Consider the following 23,733-nt stretch of genomic DNA (forward strand, 5'->3'; position numbering starts at 1 on the left):
CATGAACAGCACGCTTATCCAAACCGACCGTTTCGCCCTGAGCGAAACCGAGCGCTCGGCCATCGAGCACGAGATGCACCACTACGAGGACCCGCGCGCGGCGTCCATCGAAGCCCTGAAGATCGTCCAGAAAGAGCGCGGCTGGGTGCCGGACGGCGCCATCTACGCCATCGGCGAAGTGCTGGGCATCCCCGCCAGCGACGTCGAAGGCGTGGCCACCTTCTACAGCCAGATCTTCCGCCAGCCGGTCGGCCGCCACATCATCCGCGTGTGCGACAGCATGGTCTGCTACATCGGCGGCCATGAATCGGTGGTCAGCCAGATCCAGAGCGAGCTGGGCATCGGCCTCGGCCAGACCACCGCTGACGGGCGTTTCACCCTGCTGCCGGTGTGCTGCCTGGGTAACTGCGACAAGGCCCCGGCGCTGATGATCGACGACGACACCTTTGGCGACGTGCAGCCCGCTGGCGTCTCCAAGCTGCTGGAGGGTTACGTATGACCATCACTTCCTTCGGCCCGGCCAACCGCATTGCGCGTTCGGCCGAAACCCACCCGCTGACCTGGCGCCTGCGTGATGACGGCGAGCCGGTCTGGCTGGCCGAGTACGAATCGAAGAACGGCTATGCCGCCGCGCGCAAGGCGCTGGCCGACATGTCCGCCGACGACATCGTGCAGAGCGTCAAGGACTCCGGCCTCAAAGGCCGTGGCGGCGCAGGCTTCCCCACTGGCGTGAAGTGGGGCCTGATGCCCAAAGACGAATCCATGAACATCCGCTACCTGCTGTGCAACGCGGATGAAATGGAGCCGAACACCTGGAAGGACCGCATGCTGATGGAGCAACAGCCCCATCTGCTGGTCGAGGGCATGCTGATCAGCGCCCGCGCCCTGAAGGCCTACCGTGGCTACATCTTCCTGCGTGGCGAATACACCACTGCGGCGAAGAACCTCAACCGCGCCATCGACGAAGCCAAGGCCGCTGGCCTCTTGGGCAAGAACATCCTCGGCAGCGGTTTCGACTTCGAGCTGTTCGTGCACACCGGTGCCGGGCGTTACATCTGCGGTGAAGAGACCGCGTTGATCAACTCGCTCGAAGGCCGTCGCGCCAACCCGCGCTCCAAGCCGCCCTTCCCTGCCGCCGTCGGCGTGTGGGGCAAGCCGACCTGCGTGAACAACGTCGAGACCCTGTGCAACGTGCCGGCCATCGTCGCCAACGGCAACGACTGGTACAAGTCGCTGGCCCGCGAAGGCAGCGAAGACCACGGCACCAAGCTGATGGGCTTCTCCGGCAAGGTGAAGAACCCGGGCCTGTGGGAACTGCCGTTCGGCGTCACCGCCCGCGAGCTGTTCGAAGACTACGCCGGTGGCATGCGCGACGGCTTCAAGCTCAAGTGCTGGCAGCCTGGCGGCGCCGGTACCGGCTTCCTGCTGCCCGAGCACCTCGACGCGCAGATGTATGCCGGCGGCATCGCCAAGGTCGGCACCCGTATGGGTACGGGCCTGGCCATGGCGGTCGACGACAGCGTCAACATGGTCTCGCTGCTGCGCAATATGGAAGAGTTCTTCGCCCGCGAGTCGTGCGGCTGGTGCACCCCATGCCGTGACGGCCTGCCGTGGAGCGTGAAGATGCTGCGCGCACTGGAGAACGGCCAGGGCCGCGCCGAAGATATCGAGACCCTGTTGGGCTTGGTCAACTTCCTCGGCCCAGGCCGTACCTTCTGTGCTCACGCACCGGGTGCCGTCGAGCCATTGGGCAGTGCCATCAAATACTTCCGCTCGGAGTTCGAGGCCGGTGTGGCGCCAGAAAGCGCTGGCACCCTGCGCCCGAACCTGGCGAAGCCGATTGTAGTCGGCGCATAAAAAGATAGAACGCGGGTGGTCCGTGCCACCCGCCGGCCTTGCAGGCTCGCCGTAAAGATTGGCGATGAGCCGCAGGCCCACCGATTTCCATTAGCCACGCCCGCTCACGCGGGCCAACGAAGAACTTTGAACAATGGCCACTATCCACGTAGACGGCAAAGCGCTCGAAGTCAACGGTGCAGACAACCTGTTACAGGCGTGTCTGTCACTCGGCCTCGACATCCCCTATTTCTGCTGGCACCCGGCGCTCGGTAGCGTCGGCGCCTGCCGGCAGTGCGCGGTCAAGCAGTACACCGACGAGAACGACACCCGTGGTCGTATCGTCATGTCCTGCATGACCCCTGCCTCCGACGGCACCTGGATCTCCATCGAAGACGAAGAGTCCAAGGCGTTCCGCGCCAGCGTCGTCGAGTGGCTGATGACCAACCACCCGCACGACTGCCCGGTGTGCGAGGAAGGCGGTCACTGCCACCTGCAGGACATGACGGTAATGACCGGCCACAACGAGCGCCGCTACCGTTTCACCAAGCGTACCCACCAGAACCAGGACCTCGGCCCGTTCATCGCCCATGAGATGAACCGCTGCATCGCCTGCTACCGTTGCGTGCGCTACTACAAGGACTACGCCGGCGGCACCGACCTGGGCGTGTACGGCGCCCACGACAACGTGTACTTTGGTCGCGTCGAAGACGGCGTGCTGGAAAGCGAGTTCTCCGGCAACCTCACCGAGGTCTGCCCGACCGGTGTGTTCACCGACAAGACCCACTCCGAGCGCTACAACCGCAAGTGGGACATGCAGTTCGCCCCGAGCATCTGCCATGGCTGCTCCAGCGGTTGCAACATCAGCCCCGGCGAGCGCTACGGCGAACTGCGCCGCATCGAAAACCGCTTCAACGGCTCGGTAAACCAGTACTTCCTGTGCGACCGTGGCCGCTTCGGCTATGGCTACGTCAACCGCAAGGATCGCCCGCGCCAGCCACACCTGGCCGATGGCACCAAGCTGTCCCTCGACGCCGCCCTGGACAAAGCCGCCGACCTGCTGCGCGGCCGCACCATCGTCGGCATCGGCTCGCCACGCGCCAGCCTCGAGAGCAACTACGGCCTGCGTGAGCTGGTCGGTGCCGAGTACTTCTACTCCGGTATGGAAGCTGGCGAACTGGCCCGCGTACGCCTGGCCCTGAACGTGCTGAACAACAGCCCGCTGCCAGTGCCGACCCTGCGCGACATCGAAGACCACGACGCCGTGTTCGTGCTCGGCGAAGACCTCACCCAGACCGCCGCCCGCGTCGCCCTGGCCGTGCGCCAGGCCACCAAGGGCAAGGCCGAGGCCATGGCCGACGCGATGCGCGTGCAGCCTTGGCTGGACGCCGCGGTGAAGAACATCGGCCAGCACGCGCTGTACCCGCTGTTTATCGCTTCGCTGGCTGAAACCAAGCTGGATGACGTTGCCGAAGAGTGTGTCCACGCCGCCCCTGCGGACCTCGCCCGCATCGGTTTCGCCGTGGCCCATGCCATCGACCCGAGCGCGCCTGCCGTCGCCGGCCTGGACGACGAGGCCAAGGCCCTGGCCCAGCGCATCGCCGACGCCCTGGTCGCCGCCAACCGCCCACTGGTGGTCGCCGGCACTTCCCTGGCGGATCCTGCGCTGATCGAAGCCGCCGCCAACATTGCCAAGGCCCTGAAGCTGCGCGAGAAGAACGGTTCGCTGAGCCTGGTCGTGCCTGAAGCCAACAGCATCGGCCTGGCCATGCTCGGTGGCGAGTCCGTCGATGCCGCGCTGGACGCGGTCATCAGCGGCAAGGCCGACGCCATTGTCGTGCTGGAAAACGACCTGTACGCCCGCGTTCCCGCCGCCAAGGTCGACGCAGCCCTGGCCGCGGCCAAGGTGGTGATCGTTGCCGACCACTCGAAGACCCCGACGGTCGACCGCGCCCATCTGGTGCTGCCTGCCGCCTCGTTCGCCGAAGGCGACGGCACCCTGGTCAGCCAGGAAGGCCGTGCCCAGCGCTTCTTCCAGGTGTTCGACCCGCAGTACCTGGACAGCAGCATCCAGATCCACGAAGGCTGGCGCTGGATGCACGCCCTGCGTGCCACCCTGCTGAACAAGCCGGTGGACTGGACCCAGCTCGACCACGTCACCAGCGCCTGCGCCGAAGCCGCGCCGCAACTGGCCGGCATCGTCAACGCAGCGCCTAGCGCCGCGTTCCGCATCAAGGGCATGAAACTGGCGCGTGAACCGCTGCGCTACTCCGGCCGTACTGCCATGCGCGCCAACATCAGCGTGCACGAGCCGCGTACCCCGCAAGACAAGGACACCGCGTTTGCCTTCTCCATGGAAGGCTACTCGGGCTCGGCCGAACCGCGCCAGCAAGTGCCGTTCGCCTGGTCGCCGGGCTGGAACTCGCCGCAGGCCTGGAACAAGTTCCAGGACGAAGTCGGTGGCCACCTGCGTGCCGGTGACCCAGGCGTGCGCCTGATCGAGTCGCAAGGCGACCGCCTGAGCTGGTTCAGCGCCATCCCTGGCGCGTTCAACCCGGCTCGCGGCACCTGGACCGCGGTACCGTTCTTCCACCTGTTCGGCAGCGAAGAGTCCTCCTCCCGCGCCGCCCCGGTGCAACAGCGGATCCCGGCCGCCTATGTCGGCCTGGCCAAGTCCGAGGCTGACCGCCTGGGCGTCAACGACGGCGCGCTGCTGAGCCTGAACGTGGCCGGCGTGTCGCTGCGCCTGCCGCTGCGTATCAATGAAGAACTGGGCGCTGGCCTGGTTGCGTTGCCCAAAGGCCTGGCCGGCATTCCGCCCGCCATCTTCGGTGCAGCCGTCGAAGGCCTGCAGGAGGCAGCACAATGAGCTGGTTCACCCCCGAAGTGATCGACGTGATCATTCAGGTCGTCAAGGCCATCGTGGTGCTGCTGGCCGTGGTGGTCTGCGGCGCGCTGCTCAGCTTCGTCGAGCGCCGCCTGCTGGGCTGGTGGCAGGACCGCTACGGCCCGAACCGGGTCGGCCCGTTCGGCATGTTCCAGATCGCCGCCGACATGCTGAAGATGTTCTTCAAGGAAGACTGGAACCCGCCCTTCGTCGACAAGATGATCTTCACCCTGGCGCCTGTGGTGGCCATGAGTGCGCTGCTGATCGCCTTCTCGATCATCCCGATCAGCCCGGGCTGGGGCGTTGCCGACCTGAACATCGGCCTGCTGTTCTTCTTCGCCATGGCCGGCCTGTCGGTGTACGCCGTGCTGTTCGCCGGTTGGTCGTCGAACAACAAGTACGCCCTGCTCGGCAGCCTGCGGGCGTCGGCGCAGACCGTGTCGTACGAAGTGTTCCTGGGCCTGGCGCTGATGGGCGTGGTGGTGCAGGTGGGTTCGTTCAACATGCGCGACATCGTTGAATACCAGGCCAACAACCTGTGGTTCATCATTCCGCAGTTCTTCGGCTTCTGCACCTTCTTCATCGCTGGCGTCGCCGTGACCCACCGTCACCCGTTCGACCAGCCGGAAGCGGAACAGGAACTGGCCGACGGCTACCACATCGAATACGCCGGCATGAAATGGGGCATGTTCTTTGTTGGTGAGTACATCGGCATCATCCTCATCTCGGCGCTGCTGGTAACCCTGTTCTTCGGTGGCTGGCACGGTCCGTTCGGCATCCTGCCGCAAGTACCGTTCCTGTGGTTCGCCCTGAAGACCGCGTTCTTCATCATGCTGTTCATCCTGCTGCGCGCTTCGATCCCGCGCCCACGCTATGACCAGGTGATGGACTTCAGCTGGAAGTTCTGCCTGCCGCTGACCCTGATCAATTTGCTGGTGACCGCTGCGATCGTGCTCTACAACACGCCAGCCGTCGCGGCCCAGTGAGGATTTGACCCATGTTCAAGTATATCGGCGACATCGTTAAGGGCACCGGCACCCAGCTGCGCAGCCTGGCAATGGTGTTCTCCCACGGGTTCCGCAAGCGCGACACCCTGCAGTACCCCGAAGAACCCGTGTACCTGCCGCCGCGCTACCGCGGCCGCATCGTCCTCACCCGCGACCCCGATGGCGAGGAGCGCTGCGTGGCGTGCAACCTCTGCGCGGTGGCCTGCCCGGTCGGCTGCATCTCGCTGCAGAAGGCCGAGACCGAGGACGGCCGTTGGTACCCCGAGTTCTTCCGCATCAACTTCTCGCGCTGCATCTTCTGCGGCCTGTGCGAGGAGGCGTGCCCGACCACCGCGATCCAGCTGACTCCGGATTTCGAAATGGCCGAGTTCAAGCGTCAGGACCTCGTGTACGAGAAAGAAGATCTGCTGATCTCCGGCCCCGGCAAGAACCCTGACTACAACTTCTACCGTGTTGCGGGTATGGCGATCGCTGGCAAGCCGAAGGGCTCTGCACAGAACGAAGCCGAGCCGATCAACGTGAAGAGCTTGCTCCCATAAGGACAGAAAGATGGAATTCGCTTTCTACTTCGCATCCGGTGTCGCCGTTGTCTCCACGCTGCGCGTGGTGACCGGCACCAACCCCGTGCACGCCCTGCTGTACCTGATCATTTCGCTGATCTCCGTGGCGATGATCTTCTTCTCCCTCGGTGCGCCGTTCGCTGGCGCCCTGGAAGTGATCGCCTACGCCGGCGCCATCATGGTGCTGTTCGTCTTCGTGGTGATGATGCTCAACCTCGGGCCGGCCTCGGTTGCCCAGGAGCGTGGCTGGCTCAAGCCGGGCATCTGGGCGGGGCCGGTGATCCTCGCCGCGCTGCTGCTGCTGGAGCTGCTCTACGTGCTGTTCGTCACCCCGTCGGGCGCTGCCATCAGCGGTACCACCGTCAGCGCCAAAGAGGTCGGCATCAGCCTGTTCGGCCCTTACCTGCTGGTGGTCGAACTGGCCTCGATGCTGCTGCTCGCGGCAGCCGTCACCGCCTTCCACCTGGGCCGCAACGAGGCGAAGGAGTAAATCATGGGTGCTATCCCTCTCGAGCATGGTCTGGCGGTCGCCGGCATCCTGTTCTGCTTAGGTCTGGTTGGCCTGATGGTCCGCCGCAACATTCTCTTCGTGCTCATGAGCCTGGAAGTCATGATGAACGCCGCTGCCCTGGCGTTCATCGTCGCCGGTGCCCGTTGGGTCCAGCCCGACGGCCAGGTGATGTTCATTCTGGTGATCAGCCTGGCAGCCGCCGAGGCCAGCATTGGCCTGGCGATCCTGCTGCAGCTGTATCGCCGCTTCCACACTCTCGACATCGATGCTGCCAGTGAGATGCGCGGATGAACCTTATCTTCCTGACGTTCGTATTCCCCCTGCTCGGCTTCCTGCTGCTGTCGTTCTCGCGCGGCCGCTGGTCCGAGAACCTGTCGGCGCTGGTCGGCGTCGGCTCGGTCGGCCTGTCGGCGGCCACCGCCGCCTACGTGATCTGGCAGTTCAACGTCGCCCCGCCTGAAGGCGGCGCGTACAGCCAGCTGCTGTGGCAGTGGATGTCGGTGGACGGCTTCGCGCCGAACTTCACCCTGTACGTGGATGGCCTGTCGGTCACCATGCTGGGCGTGGTCACCGGTGTCGGCTTCCTGATCCACCTGTTCGCTTCCTGGTACATGCGTGGCGAAGCCGGCTACTCGCGCTTCTTCTCGTACACCAACCTGTTCATCGCCAGCATGCTGTTCCTGGTGCTGGGCGACAACCTGCTGTTCATCTACTTCGGCTGGGAAGGCGTGGGCCTGTGCTCGTACCTGTTGATCGGTTTCTACTACAGCAACCGCAACAACGGTAACGCGGCACTCAAGGCCTTCATCGTCACCCGTATCGGCGACGTGTTCATGGCCATCGGCCTGTTCATCCTGTTCGTCCAGCTGGGTACCCTGAACGTGCAGGAACTGTTGGTGCTGGCGCCGCAGAAGTTCCAGGCGGGTGACATCTGGATGGTCCTGGCGACCCTGATGCTGCTGGGTGGCGCGGTCGGTAAATCGGCCCAGCTGCCACTGCAGACCTGGCTGGCCGACGCGATGGCCGGCCCGACCCCGGTTTCCGCGCTGATCCACGCCGCGACCATGGTGACCGCAGGCGTGTACCTGATCGCCCGTACCAACGGCCTGTTCCTGCTGGCGCCGGACGTGCTGCACCTGGTTGGCGTCGTGGGTGGCGTGACCCTGGTCCTGGCCGGCTTCGCCGCCCTGGTCCAGACCGACATCAAGCGTATCCTCGCCTACTCGACCATGAGCCAGATCGGCTACATGTTCCTGGCCCTGGGCGTCGGCGCCTGGGACGCGGCGATCTTCCACCTGATGACCCACGCCTTCTTCAAGGCTCTGCTGTTCCTTGCCTCCGGTGCGGTGATCGTCGCCTGCCACCACGAGCAGAACATCTTCAAGATGGGCGGCCTGTGGAAGAAACTGCCGCTGGCCTACGCCAGCTTCGTGGTCGGTGGCGCTGCCCTGGCCGCCCTGCCGATCCTGACCGTGGGCTTCTACTCCAAGGACGAGATCCTCTGGGAAGCCTTCGCCAGCGGCAACAGCGGCCTGCTGTACGCAGGCCTCGTGGGCGCGTTCATGACCTCGCTGTACACCTTCCGCCTGATCTTCATCGCCTTCCACGGCGAAGCCAAGACCGAAGCCCACGCCGGCCACGGCATCAGCCACTGGCTGCCGCTGGGCGTGCTGATCGTGCTGTCGACCTTCGTCGGCGCCTGGATCCACCCGCCACTGGCAGGCGTGCTGCCTGAAAGCGCCGGCCACGCCGGTGGCGAAGCCAAGCACTCGCTGGAAATCGCTTCGGGCGCCATCGCCATCGCCGGTATCCTGCTGTCGGCCCTGCTGTTCCTGGGCAAGCGTCGCCTGGTCACCGCGATCGCTAACAGCGGTATCGGTCGCGTCCTGTCGGCCTGGTGGTTCGCCGCCTGGGGCTTCGACTGGATCTACGACAAGCTCTTCGTCAAACCTTACCTGCTGATCAGCCACATCCTGCGCAAGGATCCGGTTGACCGTAGCATCGGCCTCATTCCTCGCCTGGCTCGCGGCGGTCACGTCGCCATGAGCAAGACCGAGACCGGCCAGCTGCGCTGGTACACCGCTTCGATCGCCGTCGGTGCCGTACTGGTACTCGGTGCCGTGGTAGTGGCCGCGGTATGACCATGAATCTTGCGACTTTGCCAAAGGAAACCAACCCGTCATGATTTTGCCTTGGCTGATCCTGATCCCCTTCATCGGCGGCTTCCTGTGCTGGCTGGGTGAGCGCTTCGGCTCCACCCTGCCGCGCTGGATCGCGCTGCTGACCATGTCCCTGCTGCTCGGCATCGGCCTGTGGCTGTGGGCGAACGGCAACTACACCCTGGCCCCGGCGCCGGGCGCCGAACCGGCCTGGGCCCTCGAATACAAGGTCGAGTGGATCAAGCGCTTCGGCATCAGCATCCACCTGGCCCTCGATGGCCTGTCGCTGCTGATGATCCTGCTCACCGGCCTGCTCGGTGTACTGTCGGTGCTGTGCTCGTGGAAAGAGATCCAGCGTCACGTCGGCTTCTTCCACCTCAACCTGATGTGGATCCTCGGCGGCGTGGTCGGCGTGTTCCTGGCGCTGGACCTGTTCCTGTTCTTCTTCTTCTGGGAAATGATGCTGGTGCCGATGTACTTCCTCATCGCGCTCTGGGGTCACAGCTCCTCCGACGGCAAGAAGACCCGGATCTACGCGGCGACCAAGTTCTTCATCTTCACCCAGGCCAGCGGCCTGATCATGCTGGTGGCGATCCTCGGCCTGGTGCTGGTCAACTACAACAGCACCGGCGTGATCACCTTCAACTACAGTGACCTGCTCAAGGCCGAGCTGCCGGCCGGTGTCGAGTACATCCTGATGCTGGGCTTCTTCATCGCCTTCGCGGTGAAGCTGCCGGTGGTGCCGTTCCACTCCTGGCTGCCTGACGCTCACGCCCAGGCGCCGACCGCAGGCTCCGTGGACCTGGCCGGTATCCTGCTGAAGACCGCGGCCTACGGCCTGCTGCGCTTCGCCCTGCCGCTGTTCCCGAATGCTTCGGCCGAGTTCGCGCCGATCGCCATGACCCTAGGCCTGATCGGCATCTTCTACGGTGCCTTCCTGGCCTTCGCGCAAACCGACATCAAGCGCCTGGTAGCCTTCTCCAGTGTCTCGCACATGGGCTTCGTACTGATCGGCATCTACTCCGGCAGCCAGCAGGCCCTGCAGGGCGCGGTGATCCAGATGCTGGCCCACGGCCTGTCGGCCGCCGCGCTGTTCATCCTGGCCGGCCAGCTGTACGAGCGCCTGCACACCCGTGACATGCGCGAGATGGGTGGCCTGTGGCACCGCATCGCCTACCTGCCGGCCATCAGCCTGTTCTTCGCTGCCGCATCGCTGGGCCTGCCGGGCACCGGCAACTTCGTCGGCGAGTTCCTGATCCTGATCGGCAGCTTCGCCCACGTCCCATGGATCACCGTGATCGCCACCACCGGCCTGGTGTTCGGCTCGGTGTACTCGCTGATCATGATCCACCGCGCCTACTTCGGTCCGGCCAAGGCCGACACCGTGCTGGCCGGCATGGACAGCCGCGAGCTGATCATGGTGCTGGGCCTGGCTGGCCTCTTGATCCTGCTGGGCGTGTATCCGCAGCCGTTCCTGGACACCTCTGCCGCCACCATGAGCGGTGTGCAGCAGTGGCTCGGTTCCGCTTTCACTCAACTCGCTTCGGCCCGGTAAGAGCGCTATGGAATTCACCACTCAACACTTCATCGCATTGGCGCCGATGCTGATCACCACCCTCACCACGGTAGTGGTGATGCTGGCGATCGCCTGGAAGCGCAACCACTCGCAGACCTTCCTGCTGTCCACCGTGGGCCTGAACCTGGCCCTGCTGTCGATCCTGCCGGCGCTGAAGGTCGCGCCGCTGGCGGTCACCTCGCTGGTGACCATCGACAAGTTCGCCTGCCTGTACATGGCGATCATCCTGGTGGCCACCCTGGCTTGCGTGACCCTCGCCCACGCCTACCTCGGCGAAGGCTCCAAAGGCTTCCCGGGCAACCGTGAAGAGCTGTACCTGCTGCTGCTGATGTCGGCACTGGGTGGCCTGGTGCTGGTCAGCGCCAACCACCTGGCCGGCCTGTTCATCGGTCTGGAGCTGCTGTCGGTGCCGGTCTACGGCCTGGTGGCGTATGCGTTCTTCAACAAACGCTCGCTGGAAGCCGGCATCAAGTACATGGTGCTGTCGGCCGCCGGTTCCGCCTTCCTGCTGTTCGGCATGGCGCTGCTGTATGCCGACGCCGGCGCCCTGACCTTCGACCAGCTGGGCAAGGCCCTGGCCGCCACCAGCATGCCCAGCCTGCTGGCGCAGCTGGGCCTGGGCATGATGCTGGTTGGCCTGGCCTTCAAGCTGTCGCTGGTGCCGTTCCACCTGTGGACCCCGGACGTGTACGAAGGCGCCCCGGCGCCGGTGGCCGCGTTCCTGGCCACCGCAAGCAAGGTCGCGGTGTTCGCCGCGGTGGTGCGCCTGTTCATGCTCTCCCCTGCCGCCAGCAGCGGCGTGCTGAGCACCGTGCTGGCAGTCATCGCCGTGGCCTCGATCATCATCGGCAACCTGCTGGCGCTGACCCAGAGCAACCTCAAGCGTCTGCTCGGTTACTCGTCCATCGCCCACTTCGGCTACCTGGTCATCGCCCTGGTCGCCAGCAAGGGCCTGGCCCTGGAAGCCATGGGCGTGTACCTGGTCACCTACGTGATCACCAGCCTCGGCGCCTTCGGCGTGATCACCCTGATGTCCTCGCCGTACGCCGGCCGTGACGCCGACGCCCTGTACGAGTACCGCGGCCTGTTCTGGCGCCGTCCGTACCTGACCGCGGTACTGACCGTGATGATGCTGTCGCTGGCCGGTATCCCGCTCACCGCGGGCTTCATCGGCAAGTTCTACATCATCGCCACCGGTGTCGAGTCGCACCTGTGGTGGCTGGTCGGCGCCCTGGTGATCGGTAGCGCCATCGGCGTGTACTACTATCTGCGCGTCATGGTCACCCTGTACCTGGTCGAACCGAACCTGCGTCGTCACGACGCCCCGCTGAAGTGGGAACAGCGCACCGGCGGCGTGATGCTGCTGGCCATCGCCATCCTCGCCTTCGTGCTGGGTGTGTACCCGCAGCCACTGCTGGAGATGGTGCAGCAGGCTGGACTGCAACTGATTGGTTGATCATTACCATGATGTGAAAAACACCCCGCCCCGGCGGGGTGTTTTTTTATGCGGCCCTATCGCGGGGCAAGCCCGCTCCCACGCCATTTTGCTCGGCGTGGGAGCGGGCTTGCCCCGCGATTGCGTTTACAGATCGAGCACTGTGCTTCGTCTGCCCTTTGCAGCGTCAGACTCCCGCACCCGATCTGGAACCCCGTCCCCATGCGCCCCACCCTCCCCTACTCCCTGCTGGCCCTGTTCGTCGCCGGCACCGCCCAGGCCGCCAATCGCGTCGAACTCGACCAGGTACTGATCCAGGACCGGCAACAATCCGAACTGGAAGCCGCCGCCGATCACCTGCGTGAAATCCCCGGCGCCAGCAACCTGGTGGACATGGACAAGGTGGGCCAGGGCCGGGTGGCCAGCAACCAGGACGTGCTGGCCTACCAGCCGGGGGTGTTCGCCCAGTCGGCGGGCAACGACGGCATCAAACTGTCGATCCGTGGTTCGGGCATCAACCGCGCGCCGGGCGCCCACGGCTCGGGCGTGTACACGATGTTCGACGGTTTGCCGCTGACCGGCCCGGGCGGCACGCCCTACGAGCTGTTCGAACCGTTGTGGCTGAGCCGCGCCGAAGTGCTGCGCGGTGCCAACGGTTTCGACCAGGGCTCGCTGGCCCTGGGCGGCGCGATCAACTACGTGACCCACACCGGCTACGATGCCGCGCCATTGCAGGTGCGCTACGAAGTCGGCAGCCGGGGCTACCAGCGCCGGCACATCAGCTCCGGGCAAGTGCTGGGCAACCTCGACTACTATGTGGCCCTGACCGATGCCGAGTACGACGGCTACCAGGACCACAGCAGCGGCAGCGCCAAGGGCATCGCCGCCAACGTCGGCTACCGCTTCAACCCGAACCTGGAGACGCGCTTCTACCTGCGCTACCGCGAGACCGAGAACGACCTGGCCGGGCGCCTGACCAAGGACCAGATCAAGCACCATCCCCGCGCGGCCAATCCAGCGTACCTGGCCCGCGACGACAGCCGCCCGCAACCGGGCAGCACTTGGGTCGGCAACAAGACCACCTTCTTCCTGGATGACGATTCGCGCCTGGAGGCGGGGCTGGTGTATCACGACTACCCGATGGACCTGCGCGAAGGCCCGATGCGCCTGAAGGTCGCCTACACCGATGTCAGCGGCACGCTGAACTACTTGCGTCGTGACACCCTGTTCGGCCATGAGAGCAAGACCACGCTAGGCTGGCGCACCACCAAGCACCTGCCCAACAGCGGCGCCTCGCAGTTCGCCCGACCCGGCGGCGACAATTTCGGGGCCCGCAGCCGCGACTTCAGCTACCAAGGTTCGGACACTGTGTTGCATGCAGGCAACGATCTGGAGCTGATCCCGAACCTGTGGCTGACTACGGGCCTGGCAATGATCTACACCCGCCGCGAAAGCGACGTCACCTATCCAAGCAGTGGCGGCAAGGTCAGCCAGCATGACTGGGACTATGCCCCACGCCTGGGCCTGCGCTACGACATCCGCCCGGACCTGCAGGTCTACGGCAACCTGAGCCGCTCGGTGGAGCCGCCGCACCCGTGGTCGCTGGTCTGGAGCGCGCCGGTAAACAACCAGCCGATGAAAATGCAGAACCAGACCGCCACTACCCTGGAACTGGGCGCCCGCGGCGACTCGGCACTGGGGCGCTGGGACCTGGCCTGGTACTACGCCCAGGTACGTCATGAGCTGCTGAACGTGGAAGTCGTGCAGGGTCTGCCATTCAAGGAGTTCAACGCCAGCCCCACCGTGCACCAAGGCATCGAGGCCGGCCTGGACAGCCTCCTCTGGGAGCAACCCGGCACCGGCAAGCTCAGCCTGCGCCAGGCCTACACCTTCAGCGACTTCCACTACCGCGACGACGACAAGTTCAACGACAACCGCCTGCCCGGCATCCCCATGCACTACTACCAGGCCGAACTGCGCTATGACTGGCCGAGCGGCTTCTACGCCGGGGTGAACACGCAGATGGCCTCCAAGGTGCAGGTGGACTACGCCAACAGCTACCACGCCGACGCCTACGCACTGCTCGGCGCGCGCCTGGGCTGGGATTCGCCCAAGCGCGACTGGCAGACCTGGCTGGACCTGCGCAACCTGACCAACAAGCGTTACGCGGCGACGGTGACGCCGGGGTACAACGATGGCGGGCAGGACATCGCCCGCTCGACGCCGGGGGAAGGGTTCGGGGTGTATGCGGGGGTTTCCTACAGCTTCCGATAATCGCAAATCGCGGGGCCAGTCGCATCGGCGCACCGCCGCTCCCACGCCGTCTCCATAGGGTTGGAGATCTGGAAGTCACTTATCGTGCGTGGGAGCGGGCTTGCCCCGCGATGGCCCTCATGAAGGCAACTGCACCTGCGGCTTGGTCGAGGCAAAGATCGCCCAGCTGGAAATGAACAGCGCCGCGATCAACGGCCCGATCACAAACCCGTTGAGCCCGAACACCGCCAACCCGCCCAGGGTCGAGATCAGCACCAGGTAATCCGGCATGCGCGTGTCCTTGCCCACCAGGATCGGTCGCAGCAGGTTGTCCACCAGGCCGATCACCAGCACCCCGAACGCGGTCAGCACGATCCCCTTCCACAGCGCCCCGACCAGCAGGAAATACACCGCCACCGGCGCCCAGACGATCCCAGCGCCCACCGCCGGCAGCAACGACAGGAAGGCCATCAGCACCGCCCACACCAGCGCACTGGGGATATCCAGTATCCAGAAGATCAAGCCACCCAGCGCACCCTGGGTGATCGCCACCAGCAGGTTGCCCTTGACCGTGGCCCGCACCACGCGCTTGAACTTCAGCTGCAGGCGGCGTTTCTGCTGCTCGGGCAGTGGCACCGCCTGGCGCACCTTGCGCGCCAGCTCCGCGCCCTCGCGCAGGAAGAAGAACAGCAGGTACAGCATGATGCCGAAGCTCACCAGGAACTCAAAGGTGCCCTGGCCGAAGCTGAACGCCTGGCTGGCGAGGAACTGGCTGCCCTGAGTCGCCCACTTGGTGATCTTGTCGCGCAGGCCATCGAGGTTGCCCATGCCCATGCGGTCGAGGAAATGCTGGGCATAGGCCGGCAACATGTCCTTGCCCCGTTCAATATAGCCGGCGATATCCAACTGGCCGCTCTCGATGCGCTGGTACAGCGCGGTCCCTTCCTGCACCAGCAGGGCGCTGATGATGATCACCGGCAGCACCGCCACCAGCAGGCAAGTGCCTAGGGCCGCCGCCGTGGCCAGGTTGCGCCGCCCGCCGCACCGCAACAGCAGATAACGTTGCAGCGGTGCGAAAAGGATGCCAAGGATCACTGCCCAGAAGATTGCGCCGGAATACGGCAACATGATCCAGATGAAGGCGATAGTCACCAGTGCCAACAACACGGTCAGGGCTTTGTTCTGCAATACGGTCTCGTTCATCGGCATTCCTCGAGGGCTCAACCATTTAGTGCGCTGCGCATCGGTAAAAGTGCCGTTGACCCAGATCAATACCTGCACGGCGCCGCCGCCTTAGCATCCGCGCCTTTTGCCCCGGTGCGCACCATGACCTCTCTCGCCACGCCCGAACTGCTCGCCCCCGCCGGTACCCTCAAGACCATGCGCTACGCCTTCGCCTATGGCGCCGACGCGGTCTACGCCGGCCAGCCGCGCTATAGCCTGCGGGTGCGCAACAACGAATTCGACCATGCCAACCTGGCGCTCGGCATCCAGGAAGCCCAGGCCCAGGGCAAGCGCTTCTACGTGGTGGTCAACATCGCCCCGCACAACGCCAAGCTCAAGACCTTCCTCAAGGACCTGGCGCCGGTGATCGAGATGGGCCCGGATGCGCTGATCATGTCCGACCCTGGGCTGATCATGCTGGTGCGCCAGCACTTCCCGCAGATGCCCATCCACCTCTCGGTGCAGGCCAACACGGTCAACTGGGCCAGCGTGAAGTTCTGGCAGGGCATGGGCCTGACCCGGGTAATCCTGTCGCGAGAGCTGTCGCTGGAAGAGATCGAGGAGATCCGCCAGCAAGTGCCGGAGATGGAGCTGGAGGTGTTCGTGCATGGCGCGCTGTGCATGGCCTACTCCGGGCGCTGCCTGCTGTCGGGCTACCTGAACAAGCGCGACGCCAACCAGGGCTCCTGCACCAATGCCTGCCGCTGGAAGTATGAGGCGACCCCGGCCACCGAGAACGCCACCGGCGACATCGTCCGCGAATTCGAACCCACGCTGGGCATCGGCGCCCCCACAGACCAGGTGTTCCTGTTGCAGGAGTCCAACCGCCCGGGCGAAGAAATGCCGGCATTCGAGGACGAGCACGGCACCTACATCATGAACGCCAAGGACCTGCGCGCCATCCAGCACGTCGAGCGCCTGGCACAGATGGGCGTGCATTCGCTGAAGATCGAAGGCCGTACCAAATCGCACTTCTACTGCGCCCGCGCCGTGCAGTCCTACCGCCAGGCCATCGACGACGCAGTGGCCGGGCGGCCATTCGACCGCGGCTTGATGGTCAACCTCGAATCCCTCGCCCAGCGTGGCTACACCGAAGGCTTCCTGCGCCGCCACGTGCACGACGAGTACCAGAACTACCAGCGCGGCAACTCGGTGTCCGAGCGCCAGCAGTTCGTCGGCGAGCTGACCGGGGTGCGCGTGGACGGACTGGCCGAAGTGAAGGTGAAGAACCGTTTCGCCGTGGGCGACCATCTGGAACTGATGACTCCGCGCGGCAACTACCACTTCGACCTGCACCGCCTGTGCGACCGCCAGCAGCAGGCCATCGAGGTGGCGCCGGGCGATGGCCATGTGGTCTACCTGCCGATCCCCGAGCAGGTGTCCCTGGAGTTCGGCTTGCTGATGCGCGACCTGGAAGGCGCCGAGGCCGCTGCCTGACAAATCTGTAATCCGCACCTCAGGTGGCTGACAGGCGCTGGCGGCGAGGATGGTGGCAGTTTCGTAGCGAGAGCACGCCATGCCACCGACTCCAACCCGCCGCACCTTCGTCAAGGGCCTGGGTGCCGCCACTGCCCTGGCCGGCCTCGGCCTGTGGCGCCCGCTGGCCCAGGCAGCAGAGGGGCGCTTGCCGCTGCACGACCTGAGTGGCCAGCAGTTCGAACTGTTCATTGGCCAGACCCCGGTCAACATCACCGGCCGCCCGCGCACCGCGCAGACCATCAACGCCAGCCTGCCCGGCCCGCAGCTACGCTGGCGCGAGGGCGACACCGTGACCCTGCGCGTGCGCAACCGCCTGGACCAGCCCACCTCGATCCACTGGCACGGCATCATCCTGCCGGCCAACATGGACGGCGTGCCGGGCCTTAGCTTCGCCGGCATCGAACCGGGCGGCGACTATCTCTACCAGTTCACCCTGCGCCAGAGCGGCACCTACTGGTACCACAGCCACTCCGGATTGCAGGAGCAGGCCGGCGTGTACGGCGCCATCGTCATCGAACCCCGTGAACCTGAACCGCATAACTACCAGCGCGACCATGTGCTGCTGTTCAGCGACTGGTCGGACCAGGCGCCGGAAGTGCTGATGGCCACCCTGAAGAAACAGTCCGACGCCTTCAACTACCACAAGCGCACGGTGGGTGACTTCATCGACGATGTCGCCGAAAGCGGCTGGCGCAACACCCTCGACAACCGCTGGGCCTGGGCGAAGATGCGCATGAGTCCCACCGACCTCGCCGACATCAGCGCCGCCGGCTATACCTACCTGCTCAACGGCCAGCCACCGGACGGCAACTTCACCTGCCTGTTCGAGCCCGGCGAGACCGTGCGCCTGCGCCTGATCAACGCCTCGGCGATGACCTATTTCGACTTCCGCATTCCCGGCCTGAAGCTCACGGTGATCGCCGCCGATGGTCTGCCGGTGACCCCGGTGACCGTGGACGAGCTGCGCATCGCCGTGGCCGAAACCTATGACGTGCTGGTCACCGTGGGCGACCTGCCCGCCTACACCTTGTTCGCCCAGAGCATGGACCGTACCGGCTTCGCCCGTGGCACCCTGGCCCGCGCCGCTGGATTGCAAGCTCCAGTACCCGAGCCGGATCCACGCCCGGTGCTGAGCATGGACGACATGGGGCATGGCGGCATGGGCGAGGTGGACCATTCGAACATGCCAGCGATGGACCACGGCAGCATGGCGGGCATGGACCACGCGGCCATGGCCGGCATGACCATGATGCAAAGCCACCCCACCAGCGAGACCGACAACCCGCTGGTGGACATGCAGACCATGGCCCCCCGCGCCAACCTGGCCGACCCTGGCATCGGCCTGCGCGGCAATGGTCGCCGGGTGCTGACTTACGCCGACCTGCGCAGCCCCTACCCCGACCCGGACGGCCGCGAGCCATCGCGGGACATCGAACTGCACCTGACCGGGCACATGGAACGCTTCGCCTGGTCGTTCGACGGCATCAAGTTCAGCGATGCTGAGCCGCTGCGCCTGAAATACGGTGAGCGAGTACGCATCACTCTGGTCAACGACACCATGATGACCCACCCCATCCACCTGCACGGCATGTGGAGCGACCTGGAGGATGAACAGGGCCGCTTCCTGGTGCGCAAGCACACCCTCGACATACCGCCCGGCAGCCGCCGTAGCTACCGTGTGACCGCCGACGCCCTGGGCCGCTGGGCCTACCACTGCCACCTGCTCTACCACATGGAGACCGGCATGTTCCGCGAGGTACGGGTCGATGAATGAGAACCGCAATCGCCGCATCGTCACCGCTGTCGCGCTGCTGGCCCTGGCCAGTGAACGGGCTTTGGCCGCGACCATGGACCACATGAAGCATGGTGGCATGCCGATGGACCACGGCCAGATGGACCATGGCGCCATGCCCATGGACCACAGCCAGATGAACCACGCGGCGGCACCTCCCAGCCAACCGCGCACGCCCCTGCCGGTGATCACCGACGCCGACCGCCGCGCCGCCTTCCCGCCGCTGCCGGGGCATCAGGTGCACGACCGGGCAACCAACTGGGCAGTGATCGTCGACCAGTTGGAGTACCAGAACTTCGAAAACAGCGGCGCCCTGAACTGGAACGCCAGCGCCTGGGTTGGCGGCGATATCGACCGCTTGTGGCTGCGCAGCGAGGGTGAACGCGAACAGGGCAAGACCCACAAGGCCGAGCTGCAGGCCCTCTGGGGCCACGCCATCAGCCCCTGGTGGGAACTGGTCGGCGGCGTGCGCCAGGACTTCAAGCCCGCCAGCGGCCAGGCCTGGGCAGCCTTCGGCATCCAGGGTACGCCGCTCTACGGCCTGGAGCTGGAAGCCACCGCCTATGCCGGCGAGCGGCAGCAGACTGCGCTGCGCCTGGAGGCTGGTTACGCTATATTGCTGACCAATCGCTGGATCCTCGAACCGACCGTCGAAGCCAACTTCTTCGGGCGCAGCGACGCCGGGCGCGAGCAAGGCTCGGGGTTGGCCGAAAGCGAAGTGGGCCTGCGCCTGCGCTACGAGATCACCCGTGCGTTCGCGCCCTATGTCGGCGTCAGCTTCAACCGCCTGCACGGCAGCCGCGCCGACCAGGCCCGGGAGGATGGCGAGGATATCGGTCAGACCCGGCTTGTAGCCGGGGTCCGCCTGCGTTTCTAGCGTTTGACGCCGCGTCCACAAGGCCGCGCTGATCAACCCGATGTGTTCTGTTCCACAGGAGCTTCACCATGCTGCGCAAACACCTGCTCACGCTCGGCCTGCTGGCCATCACCGGCCTGGCCCAGGCCGCCGAGACCATCGACGTCTTCCGCGACCCCAACTGCGGTTGCTGCAAGGAATGGATCAAGCACCTGAGCGACAACGGCTTCACCGTCAACGACCATGTCGAGCCGAACATGAGCGCGGTCAAGCAGCGCCTGGGCGTGGCGCCACGCCTGGCCTCGTGCCACACCGGGGTAATCAACGGCAAGTTCGTCGAAGGCCACGTACCCGCCGAGCAGGTACGCCTGCTGGCCAACCGCGCCGACCTCAAGGGCCTGGCCGTGCCCGGCATGCCCATGGGCTCGCCAGGCATGGAGATGGGTGACCACAAGGACGCCTACCAGGTCATCGGCGTGACCCAGGACGACCGGGACACCGTGGTCGCCAACTACTGATGCTCAGCCTCTGGGCGCTGTTCCTCAGCGCCTTCGGCGCCGCGACCCTGCTGCCACTGCAATCGGAGGCGGTGCTGGTCGGGCTGCTGCTGCGCGACCCGCAAGCCTGGGCAACCCTGCTGCTGGTCGCCACGCTCGGCAATGTGCTCGGTTCCATCGTCAACTGGCTGCTGGGCCGGGCCATCGAGCACCTGCGTGACAAGCGCTGGTTCCCGTTCAGCGCCGGCCAGCTGGAGCGCGCCCAGCAGCGCTACCAGCGCTGGGGGCAATGGTCGCTGTTGCTGAGCTGGATGCCGGTGATCGGCGACCCGCTGACCCTGATCGCCGGGATCATGCGCGAACCCTTCTGGCGCTTCCTGCTGCTGGTCACCCTGGCCAAGGGTGGGCGCTACATCGTGGTGGCGATCATCACCCTGGGCTGGTTTCATACCGGGTAACACCTTTCACGACGGGTAACCGCCAGCGGCTGCTACAGTCGCACTTTTCCTACCTGGACGGAGTGCTCCCATGCTGCGCGCAACTGCACTGGCCTTGGCCTGCCTCATCAGCGGCGCGGCCATCGCCGCCGAACCGCCTACCTATGGCAAGCAACTCGAAGGCTTCGCCTACCCATACCCGTTGCAGCACTTCGACTTCCAGTCCCAGGGCCAGGCCTTGCAGATGGGCTACATGGACGTGCCCGCCAAGGGCAAGGCCAACGGCCACAACGTGGTGCTGATGCACGGCAAGAACTTCTGCGCCGCCACCTGGGAAACCAGCCTCGATGCGCTGAGCCAGGCCGGCTACCGGGTCATTGCCGTGGACCAGGTCGGCTTCTGCACCTCGAGCAAGCCAGCGCACTACCAGTACAGCTTCCAGCAACTGGCCGACAACACCCATGCGCTGTTGGCCAACCTGGGGGTGGACAAGGCCATCGTACTCGGCCACTCCACCGGCGGCATGCTCGCCACCCGCTATGCCCTGATGTACCCGCAACAGGTGGAGCGCCTGGCCATGGTCAACCCCATCGGCCTGGAGGACTGGAAGGCCCTGGGGGTGCCCTACCGCACCGTGGATCAATGGTACGCCCGGGAGCTGAAGCTCGACGCCGAGGGCGTGCGCAATTATGAGCGCGCCACCTACTATGCCGGGCGCTGGAAGCCCGAGTACGAGCGCTGGGTGCAGATGCTGGTGGGGCTGAACAAGGGCCCGGGGCACGAGGCGGTGGCATGGAACTCGGCGCTGATCTACGACATGATCTACACCCAGCCGGTGGTGCACGAGTTCAAGGACCTGAAGATGCCGACGCTGCTGCTGATCGGTGACCAGGACACCACGGCCATCGGTAGCGATATCGCCTCGCCCGAGGTCAAAGCCATGCTGGGCAGGTACAAGACCCTGGGACCGCAGGTGGCCGGGTTGATTCCGAAGGGTGAACTGGTGACATTCGAAGGGCTCGGGCATGCGCCGCAGATCGAGGAACCCGGGCGGTTCCACAAGGCGCTGATCGACTGGCTGGGGCGCTGAGGCCCCAGGCCAGTACTGACGCTAGGCCCCGCGAGCCACAGGCAGCGCCTCGAGTTGGCGAACGGCGGAGCTACATCGTCTCTCCAGCGTATCGGTCATCGCGATCGCCCGGAAACCTGCAAGCGGCGCGGGCTCCTGCTTCAGATGCCCGAAAATTTCGCCGAAGGTATGGCTCTGCCCCAGCGCGGTGTGGTTCAGCACCATCGCGGCGACCTTCTGCTCGGGCACACTGCCCTGCCCGGCCAGCGACTCGAAATGCCCGAACAGTCGAGACAGCGGGCCCACAGGATCCTGCAGCGACTTCATCACCGAGTGGAAGTCATCGAGCTTCGGTAGTTTGCCGTCAGCGCCGAAGCCGAACTTCACCTCTTGCAAAACCTTGGCAGGATCAATACCGCCATCGGCCAGTACCTCGGATGGCGCAACCCGTTCGATAGCCTGTGCCTGTGCCTGTACCGCATCGCCCTCGCCACTGGCGACCAGTGCCGACCCCGTAACCCGCGCCGCGCCATTCGCCTCTTCGCTCTTGCTTGCCGCTGGCGGCGCAGGCTGTTGCGCAAACCGCTCGATGAACTGTGTTTCGACATCCTTGACGAAGGTGACCACTGCGGCGGCCCCCACCTGATCAGGATCAGGGAACTCGGCGAATCGCGCGGCAAGGAACCCTACCGCATCGAGGACCTTGCCAGCGGCCTGTCGATCATTACGCATCAGTTCGATGTTGGCCGGGGACTGCGATTCGATGAACGAATAGCCGTTGCTGATATCGAGCTTGTTGATGCTTATATCTATCCGCAACTCGGCGACGAGCTGCCCAAGCATGGCGACATTCGAGAACAGGCAACTGGTGTTGCGCATGACATTGCTGCCAGTCAGCTGCTCTGTATAAGTGGCCATGAACTGTTCAAGCGAGAGCTTTTCCAGCTTGGCCGTTATTCCGCTGGCTTGCGACCTCATGACCTCAGGCAGCCCCTTGACCATCCCCGCGTTCAACGAATTCATCACACCCGGCGCCGACGCCGTGGCCTGTTTGGTAACCGTCGCCATACCTGTGCGAAAGCCAAGAAACTCGGCAACGGCAATGAACAGCCGCATCAGGATGCCATGTTTCTGCGGCTCCTCGTGACGGGCCAGGCGCTGCGCGGACTCCGTGGTCTTGACCTGTGCGCAGTCACTGCACTCGTTGAGTGGGTTCAGGCTGGCACCCAACACCCAACCTGTGGAAACCGAATCAATCACTCTGCAAACCTCTTTCAAAATACGGGTAAAAAGGACCGCGTCCTCAGTCGATATGCATGCTTCTCGACACGCTCAAGCCATAACACCCGCGGCTCTGAAACCCTGGTTGTCGTTACGCAGGATCTCCTGGATGAGCTGACGCACCTGGTCGATCACTTTCGCCAGGTCATCGGTGTAGCGCTGGAACAGTTCCTTCTGGTTGCCGGCAACCGTCGCTTCAAGCTCCTGCTCCTTGGCCCACACGTCCTGCAGCGACTTGATGGCGTGGGCGATGCCGGTGCCGAACGCAGCCCCGCTTTGCGCCACACCATTGAGCGTGTGCAGGGTGGTGTTGCGGGTATCGATACCGTTCTGCAGATGCCTGACCTCGATACGATTCGAGTCGATCTGTTTCTTCGAGGCCATTGCCACCTCGCCAGGCTGACCATACCTGGCTGTATGGCTGGCCTGCTCCAGGCTCTTGATCGTGCGCGCATCACCCAGGTTTCGGAGCATGCCGGTGGTGCCACTGGCCAACGTGAAAACACTCAAGGCACCACTGACAGCCGCCGAGGCGAACAGCGCATTGCTGGCGGTTCTCATCCAGCCGATCTGTTCCTTGCTCGCCTGCACGCTGACTTCAGCCTGGGTTCTGCGCCCTTGCGCGTTACCGTCGCGTACCTGCATGGCAGCGCGCAGAATAGCCAGCAGGCTCTGAAGATCCTGACTGCAGGGCATCGACTGTGGCGCATCCAGGCCGACTTGCCCTGGTGGCGCGCCGATCTTCGCGTTCGCTGCCGGACAGGGCATGGCCAGCATCGCCCACAAAGGTTGAGCGGCCTTCTGTCCCTCGATGAGCGGAGATGGAGAACCCAGGGCGGGCAAATGATCGATGTTGCTGATAGACAGACTCATG

The 23,733-nt window shown here is 64.9% G+C and carries 20 protein-coding genes; 17 read left to right on the top strand and 3 right to left on the bottom strand.

Going from position 1 to position 23,733, the window contains the following annotated elements; genetic code table 11:
* Nucleotide 1: 1 nt before the first annotated feature.
* The 11 genes from nuoE (at nucleotide 2) to ABZO33_RS15920 (ending at nucleotide 14,245) form a co-directional block, all read left to right on the top strand.
* Nucleotides 2-499, top strand: coding sequence for an NADH-quinone oxidoreductase subunit NuoE (gene nuoE / locus ABZO33_RS15870; protein WP_012313767.1), 498 nt, complete (start codon nucleotides 2-4; stop codon nucleotides 497-499).
* Nucleotides 496-1,857 (top strand): NADH-quinone oxidoreductase subunit NuoF, encoded by a 1,362-nt coding sequence (nuoF, locus tag ABZO33_RS15875; protein WP_194791141.1) that lies wholly within the window; start codon nucleotides 496-498, stop codon nucleotides 1,855-1,857. Before nuoE ends, nuoF begins: the two co-directional genes overlap by 4 nt.
* 133 nt (nucleotides 1,858-1,990) lie before the next feature.
* Nucleotides 1,991-4,705, top strand: a complete 2,715-nt coding sequence (gene nuoG / locus ABZO33_RS15880; protein ID WP_414536808.1) for an NADH-quinone oxidoreductase subunit NuoG — start codon at nucleotides 1,991-1,993, stop codon at nucleotides 4,703-4,705.
* A complete protein-coding gene (gene nuoH / locus ABZO33_RS15885) occupies nucleotides 4,702-5,709 on the top strand; it encodes an NADH-quinone oxidoreductase subunit NuoH (protein ID WP_414536809.1) in 1,008 nt (335 codons plus the stop codon). Before nuoG ends, nuoH begins: the two co-directional genes overlap by 4 nt.
* An 11-nt stretch (nucleotides 5,710-5,720) precedes the next feature.
* Complete coding sequence (gene nuoI, locus ABZO33_RS15890) at nucleotides 5,721-6,269, top strand: NADH-quinone oxidoreductase subunit NuoI (RefSeq protein ID WP_003251442.1); 549 nt, start codon at nucleotides 5,721-5,723, stop codon at nucleotides 6,267-6,269.
* Between the two features lie 10 nt (nucleotides 6,270-6,279).
* Nucleotides 6,280-6,780, top strand: a complete 501-nt coding sequence (gene nuoJ / locus ABZO33_RS15895) for an NADH-quinone oxidoreductase subunit J (protein WP_023631348.1) — start codon at nucleotides 6,280-6,282, stop codon at nucleotides 6,778-6,780.
* A 3-nt stretch (nucleotides 6,781-6,783) separates the two neighbouring features.
* On the top strand, nucleotides 6,784-7,092 hold the full coding sequence (nuoK, locus tag ABZO33_RS15900; protein WP_023631349.1) for an NADH-quinone oxidoreductase subunit NuoK: 309 nt from the start codon (nucleotides 6,784-6,786) through the stop codon (nucleotides 7,090-7,092).
* Nucleotides 7,089-8,942: an NADH-quinone oxidoreductase subunit L gene (nuoL, locus tag ABZO33_RS15905; protein WP_414536810.1), complete on the top strand. Its 1,854-nt coding sequence runs from the start codon at nucleotides 7,089-7,091 to the stop codon at nucleotides 8,940-8,942. The genes nuoK and nuoL overlap by 4 nt, the downstream gene beginning before the upstream one ends.
* Before the next feature lie 40 nt (nucleotides 8,943-8,982).
* Nucleotides 8,983-10,515, top strand: coding sequence for an NADH-quinone oxidoreductase subunit M (nuoM, locus tag ABZO33_RS15910; protein ID WP_102685132.1), 1,533 nt, complete (start codon nucleotides 8,983-8,985; stop codon nucleotides 10,513-10,515).
* Between the two features lie 7 nt (nucleotides 10,516-10,522).
* Complete coding sequence (gene nuoN, locus ABZO33_RS15915; RefSeq protein WP_414536811.1) at nucleotides 10,523-11,992, top strand: NADH-quinone oxidoreductase subunit NuoN; 1,470 nt, start codon at nucleotides 10,523-10,525, stop codon at nucleotides 11,990-11,992.
* A 201-nt stretch (nucleotides 11,993-12,193) separates the two neighbouring features.
* A complete protein-coding gene (locus ABZO33_RS15920; RefSeq protein ID WP_414536812.1) occupies nucleotides 12,194-14,245 on the top strand; it encodes a TonB-dependent receptor family protein in 2,052 nt (683 codons plus the stop codon).
* 117 nt (nucleotides 14,246-14,362) lie between these two features.
* Here the strand turns inward: ABZO33_RS15920 and ABZO33_RS15925 are convergent, their stop codons facing one another.
* Nucleotides 14,363-15,427, bottom strand: a complete 1,065-nt coding sequence (locus tag ABZO33_RS15925) for an AI-2E family transporter (RefSeq protein WP_414536813.1) — start codon at nucleotides 15,425-15,427, stop codon at nucleotides 14,363-14,365.
* A 123-nt stretch (nucleotides 15,428-15,550) separates the two neighbouring features.
* On the opposite strand from ABZO33_RS15925, the gene yegQ reads away from it, so the two are divergent.
* From yegQ to ABZO33_RS15955, 6 genes are all read left to right on the top strand, one after another.
* Nucleotides 15,551-16,885 (top strand): tRNA 5-hydroxyuridine modification protein YegQ, encoded by a 1,335-nt coding sequence (yegQ, locus tag ABZO33_RS15930; RefSeq protein WP_414536814.1) that lies wholly within the window; start codon nucleotides 15,551-15,553, stop codon nucleotides 16,883-16,885.
* A 79-nt stretch (nucleotides 16,886-16,964) separates the two neighbouring features.
* Nucleotides 16,965-18,701, top strand: coding sequence for a copper resistance system multicopper oxidase (locus ABZO33_RS15935; RefSeq protein WP_414536815.1), 1,737 nt, complete (start codon nucleotides 16,965-16,967; stop codon nucleotides 18,699-18,701).
* Nucleotides 18,694-19,596, top strand: coding sequence for a copper resistance protein B (locus ABZO33_RS15940; protein ID WP_414536817.1), 903 nt, complete (start codon nucleotides 18,694-18,696; stop codon nucleotides 19,594-19,596). Before ABZO33_RS15935 ends, ABZO33_RS15940 begins: the two co-directional genes overlap by 8 nt.
* A 68-nt stretch (nucleotides 19,597-19,664) precedes the next feature.
* A complete protein-coding gene (locus ABZO33_RS15945; RefSeq protein ID WP_414536818.1) occupies nucleotides 19,665-20,093 on the top strand; it encodes a DUF411 domain-containing protein in 429 nt (142 codons plus the stop codon).
* Entirely contained in the window at nucleotides 20,093-20,530 is a 438-nt protein-coding gene (locus ABZO33_RS15950) for a YqaA family protein (protein ID WP_414536819.1), read from the top strand. Before ABZO33_RS15945 ends, ABZO33_RS15950 begins: the two co-directional genes overlap by 1 nt.
* Nucleotides 20,531-20,600: 70 nt before the next feature.
* Nucleotides 20,601-21,599 carry an alpha/beta fold hydrolase gene (locus tag ABZO33_RS15955; RefSeq protein ID WP_414536820.1) on the top strand — a complete coding sequence of 333 codons (999 nt, stop codon included), beginning with the start codon at nucleotides 20,601-20,603 and terminating at the stop codon, nucleotides 21,597-21,599.
* 21 nt (nucleotides 21,600-21,620) lie between these two features.
* On the opposite strand, the gene ABZO33_RS15960 is transcribed toward ABZO33_RS15955, so the two are convergent.
* On the bottom strand, nucleotides 21,621-22,838 hold the full coding sequence (locus ABZO33_RS15960; RefSeq protein WP_414536821.1) for a hypothetical protein: 1,218 nt from the start codon (nucleotides 22,836-22,838) through the stop codon (nucleotides 21,621-21,623).
* A gap of 72 nt (nucleotides 22,839-22,910) precedes the next feature.
* Nucleotides 22,911-23,732 carry a hypothetical protein gene (locus ABZO33_RS15965; protein ID WP_414536822.1) on the bottom strand — a complete coding sequence of 274 codons (822 nt, stop codon included), beginning with the start codon at nucleotides 23,730-23,732 and terminating at the stop codon, nucleotides 22,911-22,913.
* Nucleotide 23,733 lies beyond the last annotated feature (1 nt).

It is taken from the genome of Pseudomonas sp. CAM1A (genome assembly GCF_047501685.1).
Classification (GTDB): domain Bacteria; phylum Pseudomonadota; class Gammaproteobacteria; order Pseudomonadales; family Pseudomonadaceae; genus Aquipseudomonas.

What these genes read in the sequence shown, in the direction of transcription:
- nuoE (WP_012313767.1), top strand. Translation starts at nt 2, where the DNA reads ATGAACAGCACGCTTATCCAAACCGACCGTTTCGCCCTGAGCGAAACC.
- nuoF (WP_194791141.1), top strand. Translation starts at nt 496, where the DNA reads ATGACCATCACTTCCTTCGGCCCGGCCAACCGCATTGCGCGTTCGGCC.
- nuoG (WP_414536808.1), top strand. Translation starts at nt 1,991, where the DNA reads ATGGCCACTATCCACGTAGACGGCAAAGCGCTCGAAGTCAACGGTGCA.
- nuoH (WP_414536809.1), top strand. Translation starts at nt 4,702, where the DNA reads ATGAGCTGGTTCACCCCCGAAGTGATCGACGTGATCATTCAGGTCGTC.
- nuoI (WP_003251442.1), top strand. Translation starts at nt 5,721, where the DNA reads ATGTTCAAGTATATCGGCGACATCGTTAAGGGCACCGGCACCCAGCTG.
- nuoJ (WP_023631348.1), top strand. Translation starts at nt 6,280, where the DNA reads ATGGAATTCGCTTTCTACTTCGCATCCGGTGTCGCCGTTGTCTCCACG.
- nuoK (WP_023631349.1), top strand. Translation starts at nt 6,784, where the DNA reads ATGGGTGCTATCCCTCTCGAGCATGGTCTGGCGGTCGCCGGCATCCTG.
- nuoL (WP_414536810.1), top strand. Translation starts at nt 7,089, where the DNA reads ATGAACCTTATCTTCCTGACGTTCGTATTCCCCCTGCTCGGCTTCCTG.
- nuoM (WP_102685132.1), top strand. Translation starts at nt 8,983, where the DNA reads ATGATTTTGCCTTGGCTGATCCTGATCCCCTTCATCGGCGGCTTCCTG.
- nuoN (WP_414536811.1), top strand. Translation starts at nt 10,523, where the DNA reads ATGGAATTCACCACTCAACACTTCATCGCATTGGCGCCGATGCTGATC.
- ABZO33_RS15920 (WP_414536812.1), top strand. Translation starts at nt 12,194, where the DNA reads ATGCGCCCCACCCTCCCCTACTCCCTGCTGGCCCTGTTCGTCGCCGGC.
- ABZO33_RS15925 (WP_414536813.1), bottom strand. Translation starts at nt 15,427, where the DNA reads ATGAACGAGACCGTATTGCAGAACAAAGCCCTGACCGTGTTGTTGGCA.
- yegQ (WP_414536814.1), top strand. Translation starts at nt 15,551, where the DNA reads ATGACCTCTCTCGCCACGCCCGAACTGCTCGCCCCCGCCGGTACCCTC.
- ABZO33_RS15935 (WP_414536815.1), top strand. Translation starts at nt 16,965, where the DNA reads ATGCCACCGACTCCAACCCGCCGCACCTTCGTCAAGGGCCTGGGTGCC.
- ABZO33_RS15940 (WP_414536817.1), top strand. Translation starts at nt 18,694, where the DNA reads ATGAATGAGAACCGCAATCGCCGCATCGTCACCGCTGTCGCGCTGCTG.
- ABZO33_RS15945 (WP_414536818.1), top strand. Translation starts at nt 19,665, where the DNA reads ATGCTGCGCAAACACCTGCTCACGCTCGGCCTGCTGGCCATCACCGGC.
- ABZO33_RS15950 (WP_414536819.1), top strand. Translation starts at nt 20,093, where the DNA reads ATGCTCAGCCTCTGGGCGCTGTTCCTCAGCGCCTTCGGCGCCGCGACC.
- ABZO33_RS15955 (WP_414536820.1), top strand. Translation starts at nt 20,601, where the DNA reads ATGCTGCGCGCAACTGCACTGGCCTTGGCCTGCCTCATCAGCGGCGCG.
- ABZO33_RS15965 (WP_414536822.1), bottom strand. Translation starts at nt 23,732, where the DNA reads ATGAGTCTGTCTATCAGCAACATCGATCATTTGCCCGCCCTGGGTTCT.